Below are 20,364 nucleotides of genomic sequence, written 5' to 3'. Positions count from 1 at the left end.
GGTATCAGCCATGGAGGTAACAGCCCCAGTGCGCCGGTGGACGATGGCGGCATCATCAGGCCCAGCCCCACCCTGCCCAGTAAAGTCCACCACACCAGCCACACTGCCGAGGTAGTCAGGCTGGCAACGGCCAACAACAACAGATTGAGGAAGAAAAACAACAGGACGGCCAGAAAGAAAGGGGTTTCAGAAAACCGGTCTGTAAGGTGCCCAGCCACCGGAAAGGTAAAGGCCATGGCCAGCCCCGCCGGCATCAGCATCAGACCGGCGCTCGCCGCACTCTCACCCAGCACCTGCTGGAAATACAGTGGTGTTATATAGGTAGACGCGAACACCCCGGCACCGATCACCATGGACATGAGAAAGCTGCCGGTGAATCCCGGATAACGAAACACGCGCAAATCCATCAGCGGTTGCGGGGTATGGCGCTGCCAGAGCACAAACAGCACCAGAGTCATAACCCCACCCGGCAGGGCCACTAACAGCAGAGGATCGATCCAGCCACGGCGATGGCCGTTGGCCAGGCCCCACAGTACCGCCGTCATGCCCACCGCCAGCAGCAGCACGCCAGTCGTATCCAGACGACGCGGCGGCGCCTCCCGGTCCTTGCTTGGCAGGTAGCGCCAGGCCATGACCATGCCCACCACGCAGGCCGGCAATACCACCAGGAACACCGCCCGCCAGGACAGCGAATCCACCAACACACCGCCGATGGCAGGGGCAATGGCCGGCCCCAGCACCACACCCAGGCCATAAATACCCATGGCCTGGCCGCGACGGTTATACGGAAACACCTGGAAAATGGTGATCATGGCCAGGGGCTGTATCAACCCGGCCAGCAATCCTTGCCCCACCCTCGCGGCCACCAGCAGGGGGAACTGTTCACTGACGGCGCCCACCAGGGACACCGCAATAAACAGCCCCATTGCCAACAGATAGGCACCCCGGGCGCCGAACCGCTGGGCACACCAGGCATTGAGCAACATGCCCACGGTCATGGCCGCAAGAAAGCCGGTGGCCAGCCAGTGCACCTGATCCTGGGCCAGATCGAACTCCACCATGATGGTGGGGATGGCCACATTGATAATAGTGGATGCCAGCACCACGGACATGGTGCCGAGCATCACGGTTATCGTGGCCAGCCAGCGATAGCGCGGGCCATGCAGGGCGAAAAGCGCCTGGACCTGCGCTTCCACCGCTGCCATTGCCGCCATTATCGAGAGGTATCCTCGCTCACCTGCACCAGCAGTTTGCCCCGGTTACGCCCTTCCAGCAGGCCCTGGAAGGCCTCCACGGTGTTCTCCAGCCCCTGGACAATATCTTCCTGGTACTGAATTTTTCCAGCCTGCATCCAGGTGCTCATGTCACGGACAAAGTCCTTCATCAGGTGGGCATAATCAAACTGGATAAAGCCCTTGATCAGCACCCGCTTGACCAACAGCTTGGTCAGAAACGCTGGCAACTGATCCGGGCCCTGGGGCGCTTCGGTATCGTTGTAATGGGCGATACGGCCACACAGGGGGATACGGGCGAAATCGTTGACCAACTTCATTACCGCGTCAAACACCTTGCCACCCACGTTCTCGAAATAGATATCGATACCATCGGGGCAAGCGGCCTTGAGCTGGGCTTCAAAGTCGTCGTCCTTGTAATTCACGCAGGCATCAAACCCATAGGCGTCGATCACGTGCTGGCATTTGTCCGGCGCACCGGCCACGCCGACCACACGGCAGCCCTTGATCTTGGCTATCTGACCAACCACCTGGCCTACCGCCCCGCTGGCGGCAGACACGACAACCGTCTCACCTTCTTTCGGCTGGCCAATTTCCAGCAGCCCGGCATAGGCGGTAAAGCCCGGCATGCCCAGCACACCGACGGCGGTGCTGATGGGCGCCTGCTTCGGGTCCAGCTTGCGCAGCATTTCCTTGCCCTGCACGGAGTACTCCTGCCAGCCACCAAAGCCGAGCACGTAATCGCCGGCTTCATAACCTTCCAGCCGCGATTCCACCACCTGGCCAACGGTGGCGCCCTGCATCACATCACCCAGTTCCACACTGGCGGCGTAGGACTTGGCCGGGCTCATGCGGCCACGCATGTAGGGGTCCAGAGACAGGTAGATGGTGCGGATCAGAACCTGCCCGTCTTTCGGAGACGGCAATTCCCCTTCGCGCATGGGCAGATGCTCAGCCTGGGGCATGCCCTTGGGGTACTCGGACAAAATGATCTGGCGATTGATAGTCATGGTGCTCTCCCGTATTCAATACCCGCTGTAGGAGCGTCGCTGGCGGCGCGATTAAAGACCAGGATCAAAAGCATTTTCACCACAGAGGGCACAGAGCACACAGAGAAGAACCCGTTTTTCCTCAGTGATCTCTGTGCCCTCTGTGGTAAATAACGCTTTTAGGTTTTGGGTTATCGCGGCTCGAGCGCCGTTCCTACAGAAAAAATAATTTTTTGTCGTCAAAAAAGGCGGCCGAAGCCGCCTTGGTGTTTCCGTTACGCTGCGTCTTCGTCCACATCCAGCAGGCTTTCCAGCTGCTGCATGTGGTAGCCCAGATCACCAAGCTGGTGATCGATCATCACGATACGCTTGGCGTAATGAGACACGGCGGTTTCTTCCATCATGCCCATGCCACCGTGGAGCTGGATGGCTTCTTCCGCCACCTTACGACCGGATTTGCCGATAATGGCCTTGGCCGCAGCCAGGCGCTTGGCGCGTACCGGCGCTGACGACTCCAGGGAACAGGCGGCCAGGATGGTCATGGAACGAGCTTTTTCCAGCTCCATACGCATTTCCACCATGCGGTGCTGCAGCGCCTGGAACTTGCCAATGGGCACGCCGAACTGCTGGCGTTCCTTGATGTAGTTCAACGTATGGTCGCAGGCCACTTCCATGGCACCGGTGGCTTCCGCGCACAGAGCGACGATGCCGAGCGCCAGGGATTTCTCCAGGGCGTCAATGGCGTTGCCTGCTTCACCCAGCAGCTCCGCCGGCGCATTGTTGAGAGTGATTTCCGCCGCATGCAGGCCATCAATGGTTTCGTAACCGCGACGGCTGACACCGTCGGCGGCGGCATCCACCACAAAGGCAGACAGACCATTGCGGTCATTGGTGCTGCCAGCGGTGCGGGCAATAACGACCAACTTGTCAGCACTATCGCCGTGCAGGACCACCGCCTTGTTGCCGCTGATCACATAGCCATCGCCGCGCTTTTCCGCAGTCGTGGACACATGGGTGTGATCATAACGGCCTTCCGGCTCATAGGCGGCCAGGGCCAGGCGGACTTCGCCGCCGACGATGGCGCTGATCAGGGTTTCTTTCTGGCTATCGCTGCCCAGGAAATCGATCAGGGTGCCGCTGAGCACCACGGTGGCCAGATAGGGTTCCAGCACCAGACCGCGACCAAAGCCTTCGGCCACTACCATCAGTTCCGGGCCGCCGCCATTGAAGCCGCCGAAGTCTTCGGAAAACGGCACACCCAGCAGACCCAGTTCGGCGAACTGCTGCCACATTTCTGTTGAATAACCCAATTCGCTGGTGCGGGCTTTTTCACGCACGTCGAAGGGGTAACCATCGCGAACCAGACGGCCCACGGTTTCCTCGAGCATGCGTTGTTCGTCGCTCAGTTTGAAGTCCATGGTCGTCTCCTTACAGTCCCAGAATCATCTTGGCGATGATGTTCTTCTGAATTTCATTGGAGCCGCCGAAGATCGACAGCTTGCGCATGTTGAAGTACTTGGTGGAAACGCTGTTGGTAAAGTCGGGGCCTACCATTTCACCGTCGTAATCCGCTTCAAAGGTTTCCGGCAGGAACGGCTGGGCGTAGGGGCCCGCCGCACGGCGGAACAGGTCGGTGATTTCCTGGCGCAGTTCGGTCCCCATGATTTTCAGGAAGGAACTTTCCGCGCCGGGAACACCACCGGCCTGGGCCGCAGCCACGGTACGCAGGTTGGTCATTTCCAGTGCCATCAGTTCCATTTCCACGTCCGCCAGACGGTTGCGGAACAGCGGGTCTTCGATCAGTGGCTTGCCGTTCTGCTGCACCTTGCCAGCCACGTCCTTGAGATGCTTGAGCGCCGCCTTGGACTGGCCCACACCGGCAATGCCGGTACGCTCGAAGGTCAGCAGATACTTGGCGCAGGTCCAACCCTTGTTCTCTTCACCGACCAGGTTTTCCACCGGTACTTTCACGTCGTCGAAGAACACTTCGTTCACTTCGTGCTCGCCGTCCAGGGTGATCAGCGGGCGTACGGTGATGCCCGGGGTCTCCATATCGATCAACAGGAAGGAAATACCTTCCTGTTTCTTGGCGTTGGGGTCGGTGCGCACCAGACAGAAGATCCAGTCCGCGTGCTGGCCCAGGGTGGTCCAGGTTTTCTGGCCATTGACCACATAGTGATCGCCTTCACGGACGGCCTTGGTTTTCAACCCGGCCAGGTCAGAACCGGCACCCGGCTCGGAATACCCCTGGCACCACCACACATCACTGTTGAGGATGGAGGGTAGATAGGTTTTCTTCTGCTCCTCGGTGCCAAACTTGATGATCACCGGCGCCACCATGTTCACACCAAAAGGCAGCACGGTGGGGGCGCCGTACTCGGCGCACTCTTCCTCGAAAATATGCTTCTGGATCGGAGACCAGCCGGTGCCGCCATGCTCTTTCGGCCAGTGCAGGGCCATCCAGCCCTTTTCGTTGAGAATTTTCTGCCAGCGAATGGTGTCTTCCTTGCCCAGGTGCTGGTTGTTCTTGACCTTGCTGGCAATTTCCTTGGGCAGCTTATTGTCCAGAAAGGCCCGCACTTCATCGCGAAACGCCAGTTCTTCCGGGGTGTAGTTGATATCCATCTTTCAGAACCTCTTGAAAGGTTTAAGCGTTATCACTGCCGCAGGAGCGTGCTTGCACCCGCACAGGCAGTTGTCAGTTATTGCGTTACCGGTAAAAACCCTTGCCCTGCTCTGCCAGATCGCTGAGCAGTTTGGCGGGCTTCCAGACATCGGAGCCGGTTTGCTGGTAGATCTCGTTGATCTTGTCGTGGATGGTTTTCACGCCAACCTGGTCTGCCCAGAACAACACACCACCCCGATACACCGGGAAGCCGTAGCCGTAGATCCAGATCACGTCCACATCCAGCGGACGGGCAGCGATGCCCTCTTCGAGAATCTTCGCCCCTTCGTTGACCATCACGTACATGCAGCGCTCCAGGATTTCCTGATCGCTGATCTCACACGGGGTAATTCCGTTTTCCTTACGGTATTGTTCAATAATGGCGTCTACATCCGGTGAAGGTACAGGGGTACGGTCGCCCTCTTTATAGTCAAAAACGCCAGCCTGGGTCTTCTGGCCGAGACGACCGGCTTCCACCAGCTCGTCGGTCCAGTTACGCGGCGGCGCATTGTCCGGGTCTTCCTTGCGCAGTTCCTCGCGGATGCGATAGCCCACATCCATGCCGGCCAGATCAGACATGGCAAAGGGGCCCATGGGGAAGCCCAGATCGAACAGAACCTTGTCCACTTGCTCGGGGCTGGCGCCTTCGTTGACCAGTTGAATAGCTTCCGCCTGGCGCTTGTGCAGCATGCGGTTACCGACAAAACCGTGGCACACGCCCACCAGCACACCGACCTTGCCGATGCGACGGCTCAGATCCATGACGGTGGCGATCACCTCATCGGAGGTCTTCTCGCCGCGTACGTTTTCCAGCAGCTTCATCACGTTGGCCGGGCTGAAGAAGTGCATGCCCATGACGTCTTCGGGGCGCTCGGTGAAGCCGGCAATGCGGTTCACGTCCAAGGTGGAGGTGTTGGTGGCCAGAATGGCGCCAGGTTTGCAGACCCGATCCAGCTCACTGAACACGGCCTTTTTCACGTCCATATTCTCGAACACGGCTTCGATGACCAGGTCCACATCGCTCAGATCATCGTAGCTTAAGGTGGGCTGAATCAGTGCCATGCGCTGCTCCACCTGTGCCTGGGTAATACGGCCTTTTTTTGCGGTGTTTTCGTAGTTTTTACGGATAATGGCGACACCCTTTTCCAGGGCCTCTTCCTTCACCTCGAGAATCTTCACCGGAATACCGGCATTGGCGAAGTTCATGGCGATGCCACCGCCCATGGTGCCGGCACCGATCACCGCCGCCAGCTTGACCTCACGCTTGGGCGTGTCCTTGTCGAGGCCGGGCACCTTGGCCACTTCCCGCTCGGCAAAGAAGACATGACGCTGGGCCGCGGATTCACTGGAAATCATCAGCTTGAAGAACAGCTCACGCTCGCGTTCCACTCCCTTGTCGTAGGGCAGCTCCACCGCTGCCTTGACCGCCTTGATACAGGAAAACGGCGCCTTGAAGCCGCGCTGTTTTCTGGCAATGGATTGCTCGAAGTGGTCGAACAGCTCGGCGCTGGTATCACCGGGCACGTCCAGTTGGGAAATCTTGCGCAGCGGCGCGCCGTCAGCCACCAGCTTGCGGGCAAAGGCCAATGCGCCCTCCAGCAGATCGCCGCTGACCACCTCGTCCACCAGACCCAGTTCCCGGGCCTCACTCGCCTTGATCGGGTTGCCGCCGACGATCATTTCCAGGGCCTTCTGTGCCCCCACCAGACGCGGCAGGCGCTGGGTGCCACCGGCGCCGGGCAGCAGGCCCAGCTTCACTTCCGGCAAGCCCAGGCGGGCGCTATCCAGAGCCACCCGATAATCACAGCCCAGGGCCACTTCCAGCCCGCCACCCAGGGCAGTGCCGTGGATGGCAGCGATCACCAGCTTGTCGCTGGCTTCGTATTCGTCGATCACCGCCGGTAGAATCGGCTGCTGTGGTGGCTTGCCGAATTCACGAATATCCGCACCAGCCGGGAAGGTCTTGCCTTCGCCGATGACCACCACCGCCTTGATGCCATCGTCTGCCAGGGCCTCGCGGAGACAGTTCTGCAGGCCCTCACGGACCCCATGGCCCAACGCATTGACGGGGGGATAGTTGATTCGGATTACGCCAATATCGCTGTCGCGACTCAGGCTGACCGGATGACTCATAGTACTCTCCTCATTGAACTGCCATGCTCCGGTAGAGCACGGCAGTGTCTGCCCGGTCTCACGCCAGGTCAGGAAGATGTGGATGTGTTAACACTGATCTGCGTTGCCTTAACGGCAACGCACATGACTGTTAACTGCCTCTAGTATAAGCAAAGGCGAACCGGTTTCAATTATTTTGGAATTAAATTTCATTATCTGAAATGGGCCGAAAAACAGGGCGCCTGGCGCCCTGCTTTCCCTCTTCCTCGAGTTACTCGCCCAGCACCTCGGAAATGCGCTGCAGCTCCACAGTGCCACCTTTTTTGACGGTGGCGATGTTGGGGTCAGCCATCATGCCGCCCTTGGCATCGATTTCCGTTACGCCGTAGGGGTTATTCTCCTCCGCCAGGTTTTTCAGGGCATCGCCCATGGCCGCACGAATCGCCTTGGAGTCCTCAACGGTACCGGCTTCTTTCATGGCCTGAACCACGGCGTGCATGGCGAAGTAGTTGTAGGCCACTTCGGTGGTCGGATCCTTGCCATCATTCTGCTTGTGGTACTTGGCAACGAAGTCCTTGGCGCCCTGCTCTTCGTACATGGTCAGCGGGACCACACCTACAGACCCTTCCAGCATCTTGTAGCCACCAATGATCTTGGACATTTCACCCATCTTAGCCTGGTCCATGATCACGAAGCCGCCCTTGAAGCCCAGTTGACGGGCCTGCTTGGCCACCAGTGCAGTAGGCTCGGAAGCCCCACCGATGAACAGCACGTCCGGCTTCTCTGCCAGCACCTTGCTCACGCCGGTATAGAAGTCCGCCGACTTGTTGTAGTCCATCGGGTTGTCCGCTACCACGGTACCGCCCATGGCTTCCCAGGTGGGAACGAATGCCTTGGTCCAGTATTTGGCGTAGTCATGGGTGGCATTGGCGATGGCAACTTTCTTGCCATTCTGTTCCATGGCGATCTTGGTGAACGGCTTCATGTAGCCGGTAAAGGTGGGCGGAATGCGCACGGTCAGCTCATTGCCTTTCTCGGTCACGGTGGGCACCGAGGTGTAAGACATCACCAGGAAATCATCCCGTTGGTTGAATGCCTGCAGCGCAAAGGTGCCACCGGAGTGCGGCGTAAAGATCACCGGCGCATTGTACTGCTGCACCAGCCGCTTGCCGTTCACCGCAGCCTGACTGGGCGCATACTTGTCATCCAGGGATACCAGGTTGATCTCGTAGGTCTCATCGCCGACCTTGAAACCACCCTTGTCGTTGATTTCCTTGGCGGCCATTTGCAGACCTTCCAGGGTGTTCTGGCCGTACAGTGCGGCACCGCCACTCAGCGGACCGGTGAAGCCGATGGTAACGGTTTCTGCAGCCTGCGCGCCGGTGGCAGCCAGTGCGATGGCGCTGGCGCAGGCCAGACGGCAGAAGCGCTTAACCAGTGTATTTTTTCCGTTGCTCATGAAACTCTCCCGTTATTGTTTTGCTCAAGCTTGTTGTAGCGCACACGCTGCTGGTTTTGTGAAGTTCACTCAGGCTCCGATATAGGCCTTGCGAATTTCTTCGTTACCCAACATCGCGTCTTTATCGCCCTCCATCACCAGGCGACCGTTTTCGATCACGTAGGCGCGGTGAGCAATTTTCAGTGCGGCGAAGGCATTCTGCTCCGCCAGCAACACTGTGGTGCCCTGTTCGTTGATGCCCTTGATGGTTTCAAACATCTGCTTCACCACCAGCGGAGCCAGCCCCAGGGAGGGCTCGTCCAGAAGCAGCAGTTTGGGCCGCCCCATCATGGCGCGGCCGATAGCCACCATCTGTTGCTGCCCTCCACTCAGAGAACCAGCTGCATGGTCCTTCTTCTCATCGAGAATCGGGAACAGCGCCAATACCTGGTCCAGTGTCTTCTTGATGGCGGCCTTGTCGCGGCGATGCACATAGGCACCCAGCATCAGGTTTTTCAGCACCGACATTTCCGGGAACAACTTGCGCCCTTCCGGGCACTGCACCACGCCGCTCTGCACCAGCCCGGAAGGCTTCAGGCCGGTGACATCCTTGCCATTCAGGGAAATCGTGCCGGCGGTGGGTTTGAGCAAGCCACTGATGGTATTAAACAGCGTGCTCTTGCCGGCACCATTGGCACCCAGCAGCACCACCAATTCGCCCTCGCCTACCGTCATGGAGACTTTTTCCAGGGCCTTGAAGCTGCCGTAGCGGGCTTCCACATCGTTAAGCTGCAGCATCGTCATCACTCCCCAGATAGGCTTCGATTACCACCGGATTGTTGCGAATCTGTTCCGGAGTGCCTTCGGCAATTTTTTCACCGTGATCCAACACCATGATCTTGTCCGCCAGGCTCATGATCATGTCCATCTTGTGCTCGATCAGGCAGACGGTGACGCCGTGCTCGACCATCTTGCGGATCAGTGATGCCAGGTTCTCGGTCTCCTCCGGGTTGATACCGCCGGCGGGCTCATCGAGCAGCACCAGCTCCGGATCGGTGGCCAGAGCCAGCGCAAACGCCACACGCTTTTTTTCTTCCTGGCTGATATCCGCGGTAATGCGATGACCGATATGGGACAGGCCGACGAAATCCAGCACTTCCTGGGCCCGGGAACGACATTTCTTCTCTTCATCACGCAGACGCTTGGAGTTGATGATCACGTCCCACAGGCGCGACTGGGTGCGCAGGCGGTGACCCACGATCAGGTTGTCCAGCACCGTGGATTCATCGAACAGTGAGGTGGTCTGGAAGGTCCGCGCGATACCCAGCCGGGCAATGCGATCACAGGCCATACCGGTGATATCCATGCCCTGGTATTCGATGGAGCCTTCGGTGGGCGCCATGGCACCGGCGACCAGATTGAAGAAGGTACTTTTACCCGCACCGTTGGGGCCGATGATGGCGTTGATCTTGTTGGCTTCGAATTCGATGCTGACGTTGTTTACCGCCGCCAGGCCACCGAACCGTTTGGTCAGATTATGGATTTTAAGCATGGTTACTGGCCTCCTGGTTGCGAGCTGTTACTGCCTGGTTCGGTTGCGGCTTTTTTTCGCTGGCAGATTCCTTTTGGGCGGTTTCCTGCGCCGCGGCCAGACGGCGGCCGCGCCAGGCCAGGAACGTCCCTACCACACCCCGCGGGAAGAAGATCACCAGCACCACCAGCAACGGGCCGAACACGATCATCCGGTACTCTTCCAAAAACTGCAGGGACTGGGTCAACCAGGTGATCGCCAGGGTGCCGAGCAACGGCCCCATCAGGGTGCCGATGCCCCCCACGAGCAGGAAGGTAATCATGTCGAAGGTATGCACCACGTCGGCTTCCGCCGGACCGATAAAGCGCACCATGCCGGCATACAGTGCGCCGGCCACGCTGGCATAGGTAGTGGACAGCACGAACGCCAGTACCTTGTTGCGCATCAGGTTGATGCCCAGGGACGCGGCCAGCTCGTCGCTGATACGAATGGCCCGGAAGCTGCGACCCAGCAGGGAATTGGCAATCCGCGCGGCCAGCCAGATGGACAGCACCATAAAGACCAGCGCCAGGTAGTAGAACGGTGTGGTTTCGGTGAAATCCACCAGGCCGAACCCACTGGGTGCTGGAATATTGATAATGCCCAGGGCACCGTGAGTCAGCTCTTCCCATTTATCGATCAACAGATAAATGATGAACCCCACACAGAGGGTAAAGATGGCAAAGTAATGCTCCTTCAGACGCAACGACACCACCCCGGCCAGGAGGCCCAGCAACGCACCGGACACACCGGCGGCCACAAACGCCCACCAGAAAGCCCAGCCGTGATCCACGGTGAGAATCGCCAGGGTATAGGCACCGATGGCAAAGAAACCGCCATGGGCCAGATTCAACTGGCCGCACAGACCGGTGATGATGTTCATGCCGTAGACCGCAATGGCCCAGACAAATGCCAGCGCCATCACATAGATCTGGTATTCATTGCTCGCCACAAAGGGGAACAGCAGTGCCGCGACGATCATCACGATCTTCATCGCCGGCGTCATGAAAAACTCGGAAATCTTCTGCAGGGCGTTCATTAGCGCACCCCCTTGGTGAACAGGCCGGTGGGCTTGATGGAGAGAATCACCACCAGCAAGGCGAAGGCGATGATGTCCTTGTAGTCGGTGGAGATGTAGAAGCCACCAAAGGCTTCCGCAAAACCGATGATCAAGCCGCCGACGATGGCACCGGGAATGGAGCCCATGCCGCCGAGGATGATGATCACAAAGGCTTTCATGATCAGCAGATGCCCCATGGCCGGGTACACCAGATTGATCGGCGCGAACAGGGTGGCCCCCACCGCCGCCAGCACCCCGGAGATGGCAAAGGTCATCATCGCCACCCGGTTGGCATCGATTCCCACCAGGAAGGCCCCTTCCCGGTTCTGGGCCATGGCGACAATGGTGGAGCCGGTCATGGTCTTCTTCAGGAACAGGTGCAGTACCGCCATCAGCGAGAACGCACCGACGATGATCAGTATCCGCTGAGCCGGCATGGTCAGGCCGGCAAATTCAACGATGCCGGTGTAGGGCGTGGGCATGCGGCGGAATTCTGCGCCCCAGTGCATCTGCACCAGCGCTTCGAGAAACAGCATGATGCCGATGGCGGCAATCTTGTCGTGGATCGGTGGCGCATGACGCAAGGGGTTGAACACCAGCCTTTCGCACAACACCGCCAGCAACGCCACCGCACCGGCGGCGCCAAGCATGGCCAGCCAGTAGTTGGCGCCAAAATCGACCATGATCACGTAGGACACATAGGCGCCCACCATGTAGAGCGCCCCGTGGGCGAAGTTCGGTACGTGCAAGATGCCGTACACCAGGGTCAGACCCAGGGCCACCAGCCCGTAGATGCTGCCCAGCGTCAGGCCGTTAAGCACTTGCTGCATGACTAAGTCCAAGGCAAAGCCTCCTGTGTGTGGGAACGGTTGCCCAGCGGCAATCGCGTTTCCCGTTTTTCATTTGTTATGTCAGCCCCTGCGGCGTAGCGCTGCCGCCTATGATTTATTGTGACGCTGACTGAAGTCTGTGCAGGTTTACTAGCAAGCCTGCTGTTCCTGTTCGCCGGCCCATTCCTGCTCCTGCAGGGCTCGCCACATCACCTTGCCGGTGGGCGAACGGGGCAGCTCGTCGCGAAACTCCACCACCTGCGGCACCTTGTAGGCGGCCATTTCTTCCTTGCACCAGTCGATGATGGCCTGCTCGGTGAGCGTGCCTTTCATCTCGTTGCGCAGGACCACGCAGGCTTTCACGGTTTCCCCGCGGCGCGGGTGAGGCGTGGAAATCACGCAGCTTTCCTGGATGGCCGGGTGGCGATACATCAGGCTTTCCACCTCTGCCGGCCAGACCTTGAACCCCGACGCGTTGATCATCCGCTTGACCCGATCAACGATGAAGAAATAGCCCTCGTCGTCGTAGTAGCCCAGATCGCCGGTGCGGAAGAAACGCTTGCCATCCAGTTCGATGAACGCCTTTTGCGTTTCCTGGGGACGCTTCCAGTACCCCTGGAACACCTGCGGACCATGGATGAGGATTTCCCCTACGTCGCCGGGCCCCAGTTCCTTGCCGGTCTGGCCATCCTCTTCAATCGCCACAATGCGCGAATCGATATCGAACACCGGAATTCCCAGACACTGGGATTTGGGGTTGTCGGTGGGATTGATATGGGTACCGGCAATGGTTTCGGACAGGCCATAGCCTTCCATGTAACGCAGGCCGGTGAGATGGAAGAGTTTGTCGGATACCGCCGCCGGCATGGCCGCCCCACCGCCACCGATATTCTCCAGGGAGGACAAGTCATACTTCTCCACATCCGGATCGGAGAGCAGGTCGATAGCCATGGTGACGATATTCACCCAGCGGCTGACCTTGTAGCGCTCGATCAACGTCGCTGCCACACGTCGATCCCAGCGGGTCATCAGCACGATCAATGAACCACCATAGATCGGCGAGTTCATGGAGCCCTGCATGCCGGTGACGTGGAAATATGGCAGCGTGGCCAGGGTTACCGATTCGGTGGTGCCGTGGCTCCAGACACCGCCCTGCACGCAGGTGGCCATCACCGAGCGATGGGTATGCATACAGCCCTTGGGGGCACCGGTGGTACCAGAGCTATAAGGAAACACCGCCAGATCGTCCGGGCCTACCAACAGTTCACTGGGGGTTTCACCGGCGCCAATCGCCTCTTTCCAGGCAATGTGCGCCGGATTGTTCAGCGCCACCGCCGGTGCTTCCACCTCGGCGGGCAACGGCAGGTCCGTGTCACGGGTGAGGTAGTCGCTGTAGGCCGCCACGATTACATGACGAAGATTTACCATGCCCACCACCGGCGCCATGGCCGGCAACAGCTCCTGGCCACAGATAGCCACGGTGGCTTCAGTGTCCTCCAGGTAATGCTCCAGTTCGGCGGCCCGGTTCATGGGGTTCACCGGCACCACAATGGCATTGGCACGAAGGATGGCGTAATAGCTGATGATGAACTGGGGGGCGTTCTGCATGAATAACAGCACCCGGTCGCCCTTCTCAACCCCCAGCGATTGCAGGTAACCCGCCAGGGCATCCACCTGCTGCTTGAGTTCGGCAAAGGTGATGGGGCTGTCGTAAAAGTTGATTGCATCCCGGTGGGGATAACGCAGAGCCGAGACCTCCAGATTGGTATAGAGGCTGGTCTGCGGCAGGCTGAGGTGGCGCGGCATATTCTCCGGCCAGACCGCATAGTGCCGATCAAACATGTTGTGCTCTCCCGCGGCGCTTTTCATAAGCGCCTTTTATTTTTGCTGCTGTAGCGAATGCTGAAGGGAATCGGCGGTCCCACCGCCCTTCAGCGGAAACAAGATGTTGACTCGCCAGTCAATCTGACATGGCTCGGGAGGGTCGTCAATACTATTTTGGAATGACGTTTTGTTTTTTGAAACGAAATCTGACAATGCCCGGAGCAGGCATTTTTAAAGGGGATCTCGAAACATACCACCGGGTATGTGTTCTGCACAGACCAGTTATCGGAAATGCGAACCGGTTTTTCAACTGGTAATTCCGGGCCTTCAATCAATGCGGAGAAGAGTGCCTCAAGGAGGGAGAGTGTTGCAGGGCAAACAGGCAGGTATCCACGAAATCCGAGGCCATGCTCTCAAGATCCAACACCTCCGGATCGAGCAACCAGTGCATGATCACACCGGTAAGCTGACTGTGTAACCAGGTAACGGATTTCACGATATCCAGATTTTTCGGCAGTTGCCCACGAGCCATGGCGTTCTGGAAAGTCCTCCCCAGTCGACCCGAGGAATCCCGGGAGGCATCGCGCTGACGGTCCAGCAAATCGGCATTTTCACCGCTGAATTCGCATTTCTGGAACATGATCTCGAAAAGCCGCCGCTGGCCAGGATCACTGACCGCTTGCTGTAACAGATAGACCATAAACTCGCGCAGGCGCCCCAGCGGATCCGGTTCACTGGCATCTTCCGCTCGCTGGGCAAGGCTGTCGAATGGCAAGCGGCTGCGATCCACCATGGCCATGAACACATCGTGTTTGTTTTTGAAGTGCCAGTAGATCGCCCCTCGCGTCACCCCGGCCTCGCTGGCAATATCTTTTAAAGAGGCGGAAAGTACCCCTTTACGGTGAAAAACCTGCTCGGCGGCATCCAGGATCTGTGCCCGGGTTTGCAGTGCTTCTGCCTTCGTTCGCCTGACCATGGGAGACTCTTATGGGCTTAAAAAAATCGGCTGGATTCCACGTTCGGCTCTATACATACATTACTGAATGTATATACTGAACCTGATTCATATTTCCTGCAAGCACCGCCCGTTCATCGAGCCGGTGCCTGACGGCGTGCATTGAAAACAGAGGTGATTATGCGCAGCGGTTTGATTCTCTCCCTTCTGGCGGGCGCCCTTGCCCTGCAGCTTGCCGGTTGCAGCGACGCTGACCAGGCCGGCCAGCAACAGCAGCAACAGGCTCCGCAGGTTGGCTTCATTACGGTAAAGGCAAAATCCACCACCCTTAGCCGGGAGCTGCCCGGGCGCACCACCGCTCACCAGATTGCTGAAGTGCGCCCGCAGGTCAGCGGTGTGATCGAAAAGCGTCTGTTCGAGGAAGGCCAGAAGGTAGAAGCCGGGCAACCCCTCTACAAAATCGATTCGCGCACTTACCAGGCAGCGGTGGCCTCTGCCCGGGCGGAGTTGGCTCGGGCCCAGGCTACCCTCAACTCCAACACCCTGCGTGTGGAACGCTTCAAGACACTGCTGGAACGCCGCTCCGTCAGCCAGCAGGAATATGACGAAGCCAAAGCCGCCCTGGATGAAAACAAGGCCGCCGTGGCCGCCGCCCGCGCCAATCTGCAAAGCGCACAGATCAACCTGGATTACGCCACCATTGAGGCACCAATCAGTGGCCGCATCGGTCGCTCCACGGTGACTGCCGGCGCCCTGGTCACCGCCAACCAGGCCACTGCCCTGGCGACCATCCGCCAGCTGGACCCTATCTACGTGGATCTGACCCAGTCCAGCATTGAGCTGCGCCGCCTGCGCCAGGCCATGGAAGCCGGCGAACTGCAGCAGGTCAGCGACGATGAAGCACGTATCACCCTGATCCTGGAAGACGGCAGCCAGTACAGCAAACCCGGCGCTCTGCAGTTCTCCGAATATGCGGTGGACGAAAGCACCGGCTCGGTGACCCTGCGCGCGCTCTTCCCCAACCCGGATGGCGACTTGCTGCCAGGCATGTTCGTGCGCGGCCGCCTGCCCGAGGGCCAGCGAGAAGATGCCATTCTGGTTCCCCAGAAAGGCATAACCCGTGACCCCACCGGCCAGGCCAGCGCCATGCTCATCGACGACGACAACACGGTGAAAAAAGTGAACGTGGTCACCGAACGAGCCGTGGGTAGTCAGTGGCTCATCGCCAGCGGCCTGCAAGACGGAGACCGGTTGATCGTGGATGGGCTGCAAAAAATCCAGCCGGGCATTCCGGTTAACCCCGTTGATACCGAACAACAAGCTCAACCATCCCAGGCCCCCGCCTCTCAAGGCGGGGATCAAGGCGCAGCGCAATAACGCTTAACTCGACGTAACGAGAAACGGGAATACCATGGCCAGATTCTTTATTGACCGCCCGATTTTTGCCTGGGTTATCGCCATCATCATGATGATGGCGGGTGCCCTGGCCATTTATACGCTGCCAGTGGAACAGTATCCGGCAGTGGCCCCGCCAGCGGTGACCATCGCCGGTAACTATCCCGGCGCCTCGGCAAAAACCGTGGAAGACTCGGTCACACAGGTGATTGAGCAGCAGATGAGTGGCATCGATAATCTGCTCTACATCGGCTCCAGCAGCGATTCCTTCGGCAACGCCCAGATCACGCTGACATTTGCCCCGGGGACCGACGCGGATATCGCCCAGGTTCAGGTGCAGAACAAGTTGCAACTGGCCACCCCGCTACTGCCCCAGGAAGTGCAGCAACAAGGGCTGCAGGTCAGCAAATCCTCGGATTCGTTCCTGATGGTGGTGTCATTTTCCTCCGAGGATGGCAGCCTCAGCCGGGCCGATCTGGCCGACTATGTGGCCTCCAATGTGCAGGATCCGATCAGCCGGGTACCGGGTGTCGGCAAGATTCAGCTGTTTGGCTCCCCCTACGCCATGCGTATCTGGCTGGACCCGAACAAACTGAACAAATACGACCTGACGCCCCAGGACATTACCCAGACGGTTCAGGTACAGAACAACCAGGTGGCCAGTGGCCAGTTGGGTGGCGCCCCTGCGGTGGAAGGCCAGCAGCTCAATGCCAACATCATTGCCCAGACGCGCCTGCAAAGTACCGAACAGTTCCAGAATATCCTGCTCAAGGTCAATCCGGATGGGTCTCAGGTATTCCTGCGGGATGTAGCCCGGGTAGAACTCGCTGCCCAGAACTATGATGTGGTGGGGCGCTATAACGGCCAGCCTGCCGCCGGCCTGGCCATCAGCCTGGCCTCCGGCGCGAACGCGCTGGATACCGCTGATGCGGTGCGGGCTCGCCTGGAAGAATTAAAACCCTTCTTCCCCGACAAGATGGAAATGGATTACCCCTACGACACCACCCCGTTCGTGGAGATCTCCATTGAGGAAGTGGTCCATACCCTGTTCGAAGCCATCGTGCTGGTCTTCCTGGTGATGTACCTGTTCCTGCAAAATTTCCGGGCTACCCTGATTCCCACCATTGCGGTACCGGTAGTACTGCTCGGCACCTTCGGTGTATTGGCGGCCTTCGGTTTCTCCATTAATACCTTGACCATGTTCGGCATGGTGTTGGCCATTGGTCTGCTGGTGGACGATGCCATCGTGGTGGTAGAAAACGTGGAACGGGTCATGCACGAAGAAGGCTTACCCCCCAAGGAAGCCACCCGCAAATCCATGGGCCAGATAACCGGCGCCCTGGTGGGTATTGCCCTGGTACTGTCAGCGGTATTTATCCCCATGGCGTTCTTCCCCGGCTCCACCGGGGCGATTTACCGGCAATTCTCGATCACCATTGTCTCCGCCATGGTTCTATCCGTGCTGGTTGCCCTGATCCTCACCCCTGCCCTGTGTGCCACCATGCTCAAGGCCAAGGATGCCGAGCACCAGACCAACAAGGGGTTCTTCGGCTGGTTCAACCGCACCTTTGATCGCAGCAGCATGGCTTATCAGGGCCGGGTGGAAAAAATTCTCGGCCGCCGCGGTCGTTATCTGGCGATCTATGTGGTGATCGTCGGCGTATTGGGCTTTTCCTTTATGCGCCTGCCTTCCAGCTTCTTGCCGGAAGAGGATCAGGGCATGATGTTTACTCTGGTCACACTGCCGGCCGGCTCCACCCAGGAACAGACCGTGGACGTGCTGAAGAAGATGGAGACGTATTACCTCAACGAGGAAACCTCCGCCGTGGATGGCCTGTTTACCGTTGCGGGCTTCAGTTTTACCGGCCAGGGGCAGAACGCCGGGCTGGCATTTGTGAACCTGAAAGACTGGAACGAGCGGGACTTGTCAGTGGATGGCGTCGACCAGGTGGTGGGCCGCTCCATGGGCTTCTTCGCCAGCATCCGCGAGGCCATGATCTTTGCCCTCAATCCACCCTCGATCCCCGAACTCGGTAACGCCAGTGGCTTTGACTTTCAGCTGCTGGATCAGGCCGGCCGAGGTCACGACGCGTTGATACAGGCCCGTAACCAGTTACTGGGCATGGCCAGCCAGGACCCTCGCCTGGCCGGCGTGCGCCCCAATGGCCTGGAAGACAGCCCGCAATATCAACTGGATATTGACCAGCAGAAAGCCAAGGCGTTGGGACTCAGCATCAGCGATATCAACAGCACCCTGCAGATTGCCTGGGGCTCAAGCTATGTGAACAACTTTGTCGACCGGGGTCGGGTGAAACGGGTGTATGTACAGGCTGACGCGCCCTATCGCATGCTGCCGGAAAACATTAATGACTGGTATGTGCGCAACAACCAGGGCGAAATGGTGCCTTTTTCCGCCTTTGCCACCGGCCACTGGACCTACGGGTCACCAAAGCTGGAACGCTATAATGGTGTCTCCTCGGTGAACATTCAGGGCAACGCGGCACCCGGCTACAGTACCGGTGATGCCATGGATGCCATGGAAGAGCTCACCGCCAAGTTGCCTGCCGGGTTCGGCTCCGAATGGACCGGCCTTTCCTATCAGGAGCGCCAGTCCGGTGATCAGGCGCCGGCCCTGTATGCGATTTCCCTGCTGGTAGTATTCCTTTGCCTGGCGGCGCTCTACGAGAGCTGGTCCATTCCCTTCGCAGTCATGCTGGTGGTACCGCTCGGCGTGATCGGTGCGGTGCTGGCTGCCACCTTCCGCGGACTGGAGAACGATGTGTTCTTCCAGGTAGGCCTGCTTACCACCATCGGGCTATCGGCGAAAAACGCCATTCTGATTGCGGAATTTGCCCTGGAGTTGGAACAGAAAGGCGAGCACCTGGTCAAGGCCACCCTGGAAGCGGTACGCATGCGGCTACGCCCGATTCTGATGACCTCGCTGGCCTTCATGCTCGGCGTCACCCCGCTGATGATCAGCACCGGCGCCGGTGCCGGTGCCCGTAACGCCATCGGTACCGGGGTATTTGGTGGCATGCTCACGGCCACGGTGCTGGCGATTTTCTTTATCCCCCTGTTCTATGTGGTAGTACGCAAGCTCGCCGGCGTTCCACTGAATGGCAAACCGAAAGAGAAAGCGGGCCACTGATCCGGCTTTCAAGCTGCCAGGCCCCAAGTGGGCCTGGCAGTTTCTCCTTCCTTCCCTGCAATACTATTTCCCCGCTTCCGACGGCCGTTCGTCGCCCCTCGATTTCGTTCATCCCCTCTGTGAAGTCTGCGTGAAAAGAACCATGGTACTTATATAACCCTAATGAGGGCATGGCTATATTTTGTGAAGCAGATTTGGAAAAAAGCACACCAATAAGGTATTCGGCGAACATCGACAAAACTGTACCGTTCGTCCACCCATACTTTCATTTCCGTCTTCTGCCAATATAAAAATAGTTGCTCATGTCCTGAGGGGAAATAGCAGCCTGTGCTGCTTTAGCGGTCTCAACCGGGATCCGGGGAACAGAATGGACGTAGCAGCTACACAGGGAAGGGTCATGGATAGACTCAACATCCTGGTGGTGGACGACAGCACCACCATACGAAGCCTTATCACCGCCAAATTGCACGAACTGGCCGCCGGCTCCTATGACCTGGACATTGCCCAGGCCGCCGATGGTTGCCAGGCACTGGCATGTGCCGAGAAACGCCCTTTCGATTTGATTTTCCTGGATGTGGAAATGCCGGTGATGGGTGGTCTTGAGGCCTGTACTGCCCTGCGCCAGAAAGGCAGCCCGGCCCGTATCGCCATGCTCTCCAGCATGACCTCCGCAGAAGCCCATCTGGCCGGCCGCCAGGCCGGGTGCGACAACTATCTCGTCAAACCGCCCCATGACGCCGATCTGCGTTCCATTTTACGACTGGCCTCATTGCGCAAACTCGCCGCCGGCTGAACAGCAACGTCGATACCAATAACAACGCATGACAGGTTCAAGGGGGAGAAGGCCCGATGCAGGAAAACGACAAGGCGCTGCAAAGTTTTCTGATCGAAAGTGACGAAAACCTGGGGCAGCTGGAACAGGATATCGTAGCGCTGGAACGTGCGCCGCAGGACAGCGACCTTATTGCCAGCGCCTTCCGCGCCATTCATACCATCAAGGGCACCTGCGGCTTCTTTGGCTTCACGCACCTGGAAACCCTGAGCCATGCCCTGGAAGATATTCTCGGCGCCATGCGCGCAGGCGATCAACACATGGCCCTGCCTCACGCCACGGCCCTCCTGGACGTCGTGGATGAAATTCGTGTT

The 20,364-nt window shown here is 58.6% G+C and carries 16 protein-coding genes; 4 read left to right on the top strand and 12 right to left on the bottom strand.

What is annotated here, in order from left to right; genetic code table 11:
• The 12 genes from ACFE0K_RS02590 to ACFE0K_RS02535 form a co-directional block, all read right to left on the bottom strand.
• Positions 1-1,214: DHA2 family efflux MFS transporter permease subunit (locus ACFE0K_RS02590; RefSeq protein ID WP_434534579.1), on the bottom strand; the 1,214-nt coding region annotated here is incomplete at its 3' end.
• Positions 1,214-2,242, bottom strand: coding sequence for an NADP-dependent oxidoreductase (locus tag ACFE0K_RS02585; RefSeq protein WP_434534578.1), 1,029 nt, complete (start codon positions 2,240-2,242; stop codon positions 1,214-1,216). The genes ACFE0K_RS02585 and ACFE0K_RS02590, both read right to left, overlap by 1 nt.
• Before the next feature lie 254 nt (positions 2,243-2,496).
• Complete coding sequence (locus ACFE0K_RS02580) at positions 2,497-3,639, bottom strand: acyl-CoA dehydrogenase family protein (protein WP_434534577.1); 1,143 nt, start codon at positions 3,637-3,639, stop codon at positions 2,497-2,499.
• Between the two features lie 10 nt (positions 3,640-3,649).
• Positions 3,650-4,846 (bottom strand): acyl-CoA dehydrogenase family protein, encoded by a 1,197-nt coding sequence (locus ACFE0K_RS02575; RefSeq protein ID WP_434534576.1) that lies wholly within the window; start codon positions 4,844-4,846, stop codon positions 3,650-3,652.
• Between the two features lie 85 nt (positions 4,847-4,931).
• Positions 4,932-7,019, bottom strand: a complete 2,088-nt coding sequence (locus ACFE0K_RS02570) for a 3-hydroxyacyl-CoA dehydrogenase NAD-binding domain-containing protein (protein ID WP_434534575.1) — start codon at positions 7,017-7,019, stop codon at positions 4,932-4,934.
• A gap of 250 nt (positions 7,020-7,269) precedes the next feature.
• A complete protein-coding gene (locus tag ACFE0K_RS02565; protein WP_434534574.1) occupies positions 7,270-8,457 on the bottom strand; it encodes an ABC transporter substrate-binding protein in 1,188 nt (395 codons plus the stop codon).
• A 69-nt stretch (positions 8,458-8,526) separates the two neighbouring features.
• Positions 8,527-9,234, bottom strand: a complete 708-nt coding sequence (locus ACFE0K_RS02560; RefSeq protein WP_434534573.1) for an ABC transporter ATP-binding protein — start codon at positions 9,232-9,234, stop codon at positions 8,527-8,529.
• Entirely contained in the window at positions 9,221-9,988 is a 768-nt protein-coding gene (locus tag ACFE0K_RS02555) for an ABC transporter ATP-binding protein (RefSeq protein WP_415039344.1), read from the bottom strand. The genes ACFE0K_RS02560 and ACFE0K_RS02555 overlap by 14 nt, the downstream gene beginning before the upstream one ends.
• Positions 9,981-11,045, bottom strand: a complete 1,065-nt coding sequence (locus ACFE0K_RS02550) for a branched-chain amino acid ABC transporter permease (RefSeq protein ID WP_434534572.1) — start codon at positions 11,043-11,045, stop codon at positions 9,981-9,983. Before ACFE0K_RS02550 ends, ACFE0K_RS02555 begins: the two co-directional genes overlap by 8 nt.
• Complete coding sequence (locus ACFE0K_RS02545) at positions 11,045-11,908, bottom strand: branched-chain amino acid ABC transporter permease (RefSeq protein ID WP_434534571.1); 864 nt, start codon at positions 11,906-11,908, stop codon at positions 11,045-11,047. Before ACFE0K_RS02545 ends, ACFE0K_RS02550 begins: the two co-directional genes overlap by 1 nt.
• Positions 11,909-12,046: 138 nt before the next feature.
• The gene (locus ACFE0K_RS02540) at positions 12,047-13,738 is read right to left on the bottom strand and encodes a long-chain fatty acid--CoA ligase (RefSeq protein ID WP_434534570.1); all 1,692 of its coding nucleotides are present in this window, start codon (positions 13,736-13,738) and stop codon (positions 12,047-12,049) included.
• A gap of 313 nt (positions 13,739-14,051) precedes the next feature.
• Positions 14,052-14,696: a TetR family transcriptional regulator gene (locus ACFE0K_RS02535; RefSeq protein WP_434534569.1), complete on the bottom strand. Its 645-nt coding sequence runs from the start codon at positions 14,694-14,696 to the stop codon at positions 14,052-14,054.
• A 159-nt stretch (positions 14,697-14,855) separates the two neighbouring features.
• Between ACFE0K_RS02535 and ACFE0K_RS02530 the strand changes: the two genes are divergently transcribed.
• The 4 genes from ACFE0K_RS02530 to ACFE0K_RS02515 form a co-directional block, all read left to right on the top strand.
• The gene (locus ACFE0K_RS02530) at positions 14,856-16,052 is read left to right on the top strand and encodes an efflux RND transporter periplasmic adaptor subunit (protein ID WP_434534568.1); all 1,197 of its coding nucleotides are present in this window, start codon (positions 14,856-14,858) and stop codon (positions 16,050-16,052) included.
• Between the two features lie 34 nt (positions 16,053-16,086).
• Entirely contained in the window at positions 16,087-19,218 is a 3,132-nt protein-coding gene (locus ACFE0K_RS02525; RefSeq protein ID WP_434534567.1) for an efflux RND transporter permease subunit, read from the top strand.
• A 397-nt stretch (positions 19,219-19,615) separates the two neighbouring features.
• Positions 19,616-20,011 (top strand): response regulator, encoded by a 396-nt coding sequence (locus tag ACFE0K_RS02520; protein ID WP_434534566.1) that lies wholly within the window; start codon positions 19,616-19,618, stop codon positions 20,009-20,011.
• Between the two features lie 56 nt (positions 20,012-20,067).
• On the top strand, positions 20,068-20,364 hold a 297-nt coding region (locus tag ACFE0K_RS02515; RefSeq protein ID WP_434534565.1), incomplete at its 3' end, for an Hpt domain-containing protein.

This window comes from Alcanivorax sp. (genome assembly GCF_051117345.1).
GTDB lineage: Bacteria > Pseudomonadota > Gammaproteobacteria > Pseudomonadales > Alcanivoracaceae > Alcanivorax.
This window is presented reverse-complemented; position numbering and strand designations above follow the sequence as displayed.

Excerpts from the sequence above, each read along its gene's own strand:
- ACFE0K_RS02585 (WP_434534578.1), bottom strand. The coding sequence starts at position 2,242 with ATGACTATCAATCGCCAGATCATTTTGTCCGAGTACCCCAAGGGCATG.
- ACFE0K_RS02580 (WP_434534577.1), bottom strand. The coding sequence starts at position 3,639 with ATGGACTTCAAACTGAGCGACGAACAACGCATGCTCGAGGAAACCGTG.
- ACFE0K_RS02575 (WP_434534576.1), bottom strand. The coding sequence starts at position 4,846 with ATGGATATCAACTACACCCCGGAAGAACTGGCGTTTCGCGATGAAGTG.
- ACFE0K_RS02570 (WP_434534575.1), bottom strand. The coding sequence starts at position 7,019 with ATGAGTCATCCGGTCAGCCTGAGTCGCGACAGCGATATTGGCGTAATC.
- ACFE0K_RS02565 (WP_434534574.1), bottom strand. The coding sequence starts at position 8,457 with ATGAGCAACGGAAAAAATACACTGGTTAAGCGCTTCTGCCGTCTGGCC.
- ACFE0K_RS02560 (WP_434534573.1), bottom strand. The coding sequence starts at position 9,234 with ATGCTGCAGCTTAACGATGTGGAAGCCCGCTACGGCAGCTTCAAGGCC.
- ACFE0K_RS02555 (WP_415039344.1), bottom strand. The coding sequence starts at position 9,988 with ATGCTTAAAATCCATAATCTGACCAAACGGTTCGGTGGCCTGGCGGCG.
- ACFE0K_RS02550 (WP_434534572.1), bottom strand. The coding sequence starts at position 11,045 with ATGAACGCCCTGCAGAAGATTTCCGAGTTTTTCATGACGCCGGCGATG.
- ACFE0K_RS02540 (WP_434534570.1), bottom strand. The coding sequence starts at position 13,738 with ATGTTTGATCGGCACTATGCGGTCTGGCCGGAGAATATGCCGCGCCAC.
- ACFE0K_RS02535 (WP_434534569.1), bottom strand. The coding sequence starts at position 14,696 with ATGGTCAGGCGAACGAAGGCAGAAGCACTGCAAACCCGGGCACAGATC.
- ACFE0K_RS02530 (WP_434534568.1), top strand. The coding sequence starts at position 14,856 with ATGCGCAGCGGTTTGATTCTCTCCCTTCTGGCGGGCGCCCTTGCCCTG.
- ACFE0K_RS02525 (WP_434534567.1), top strand. The coding sequence starts at position 16,087 with ATGGCCAGATTCTTTATTGACCGCCCGATTTTTGCCTGGGTTATCGCC.
- ACFE0K_RS02520 (WP_434534566.1), top strand. The coding sequence starts at position 19,616 with ATGGATAGACTCAACATCCTGGTGGTGGACGACAGCACCACCATACGA.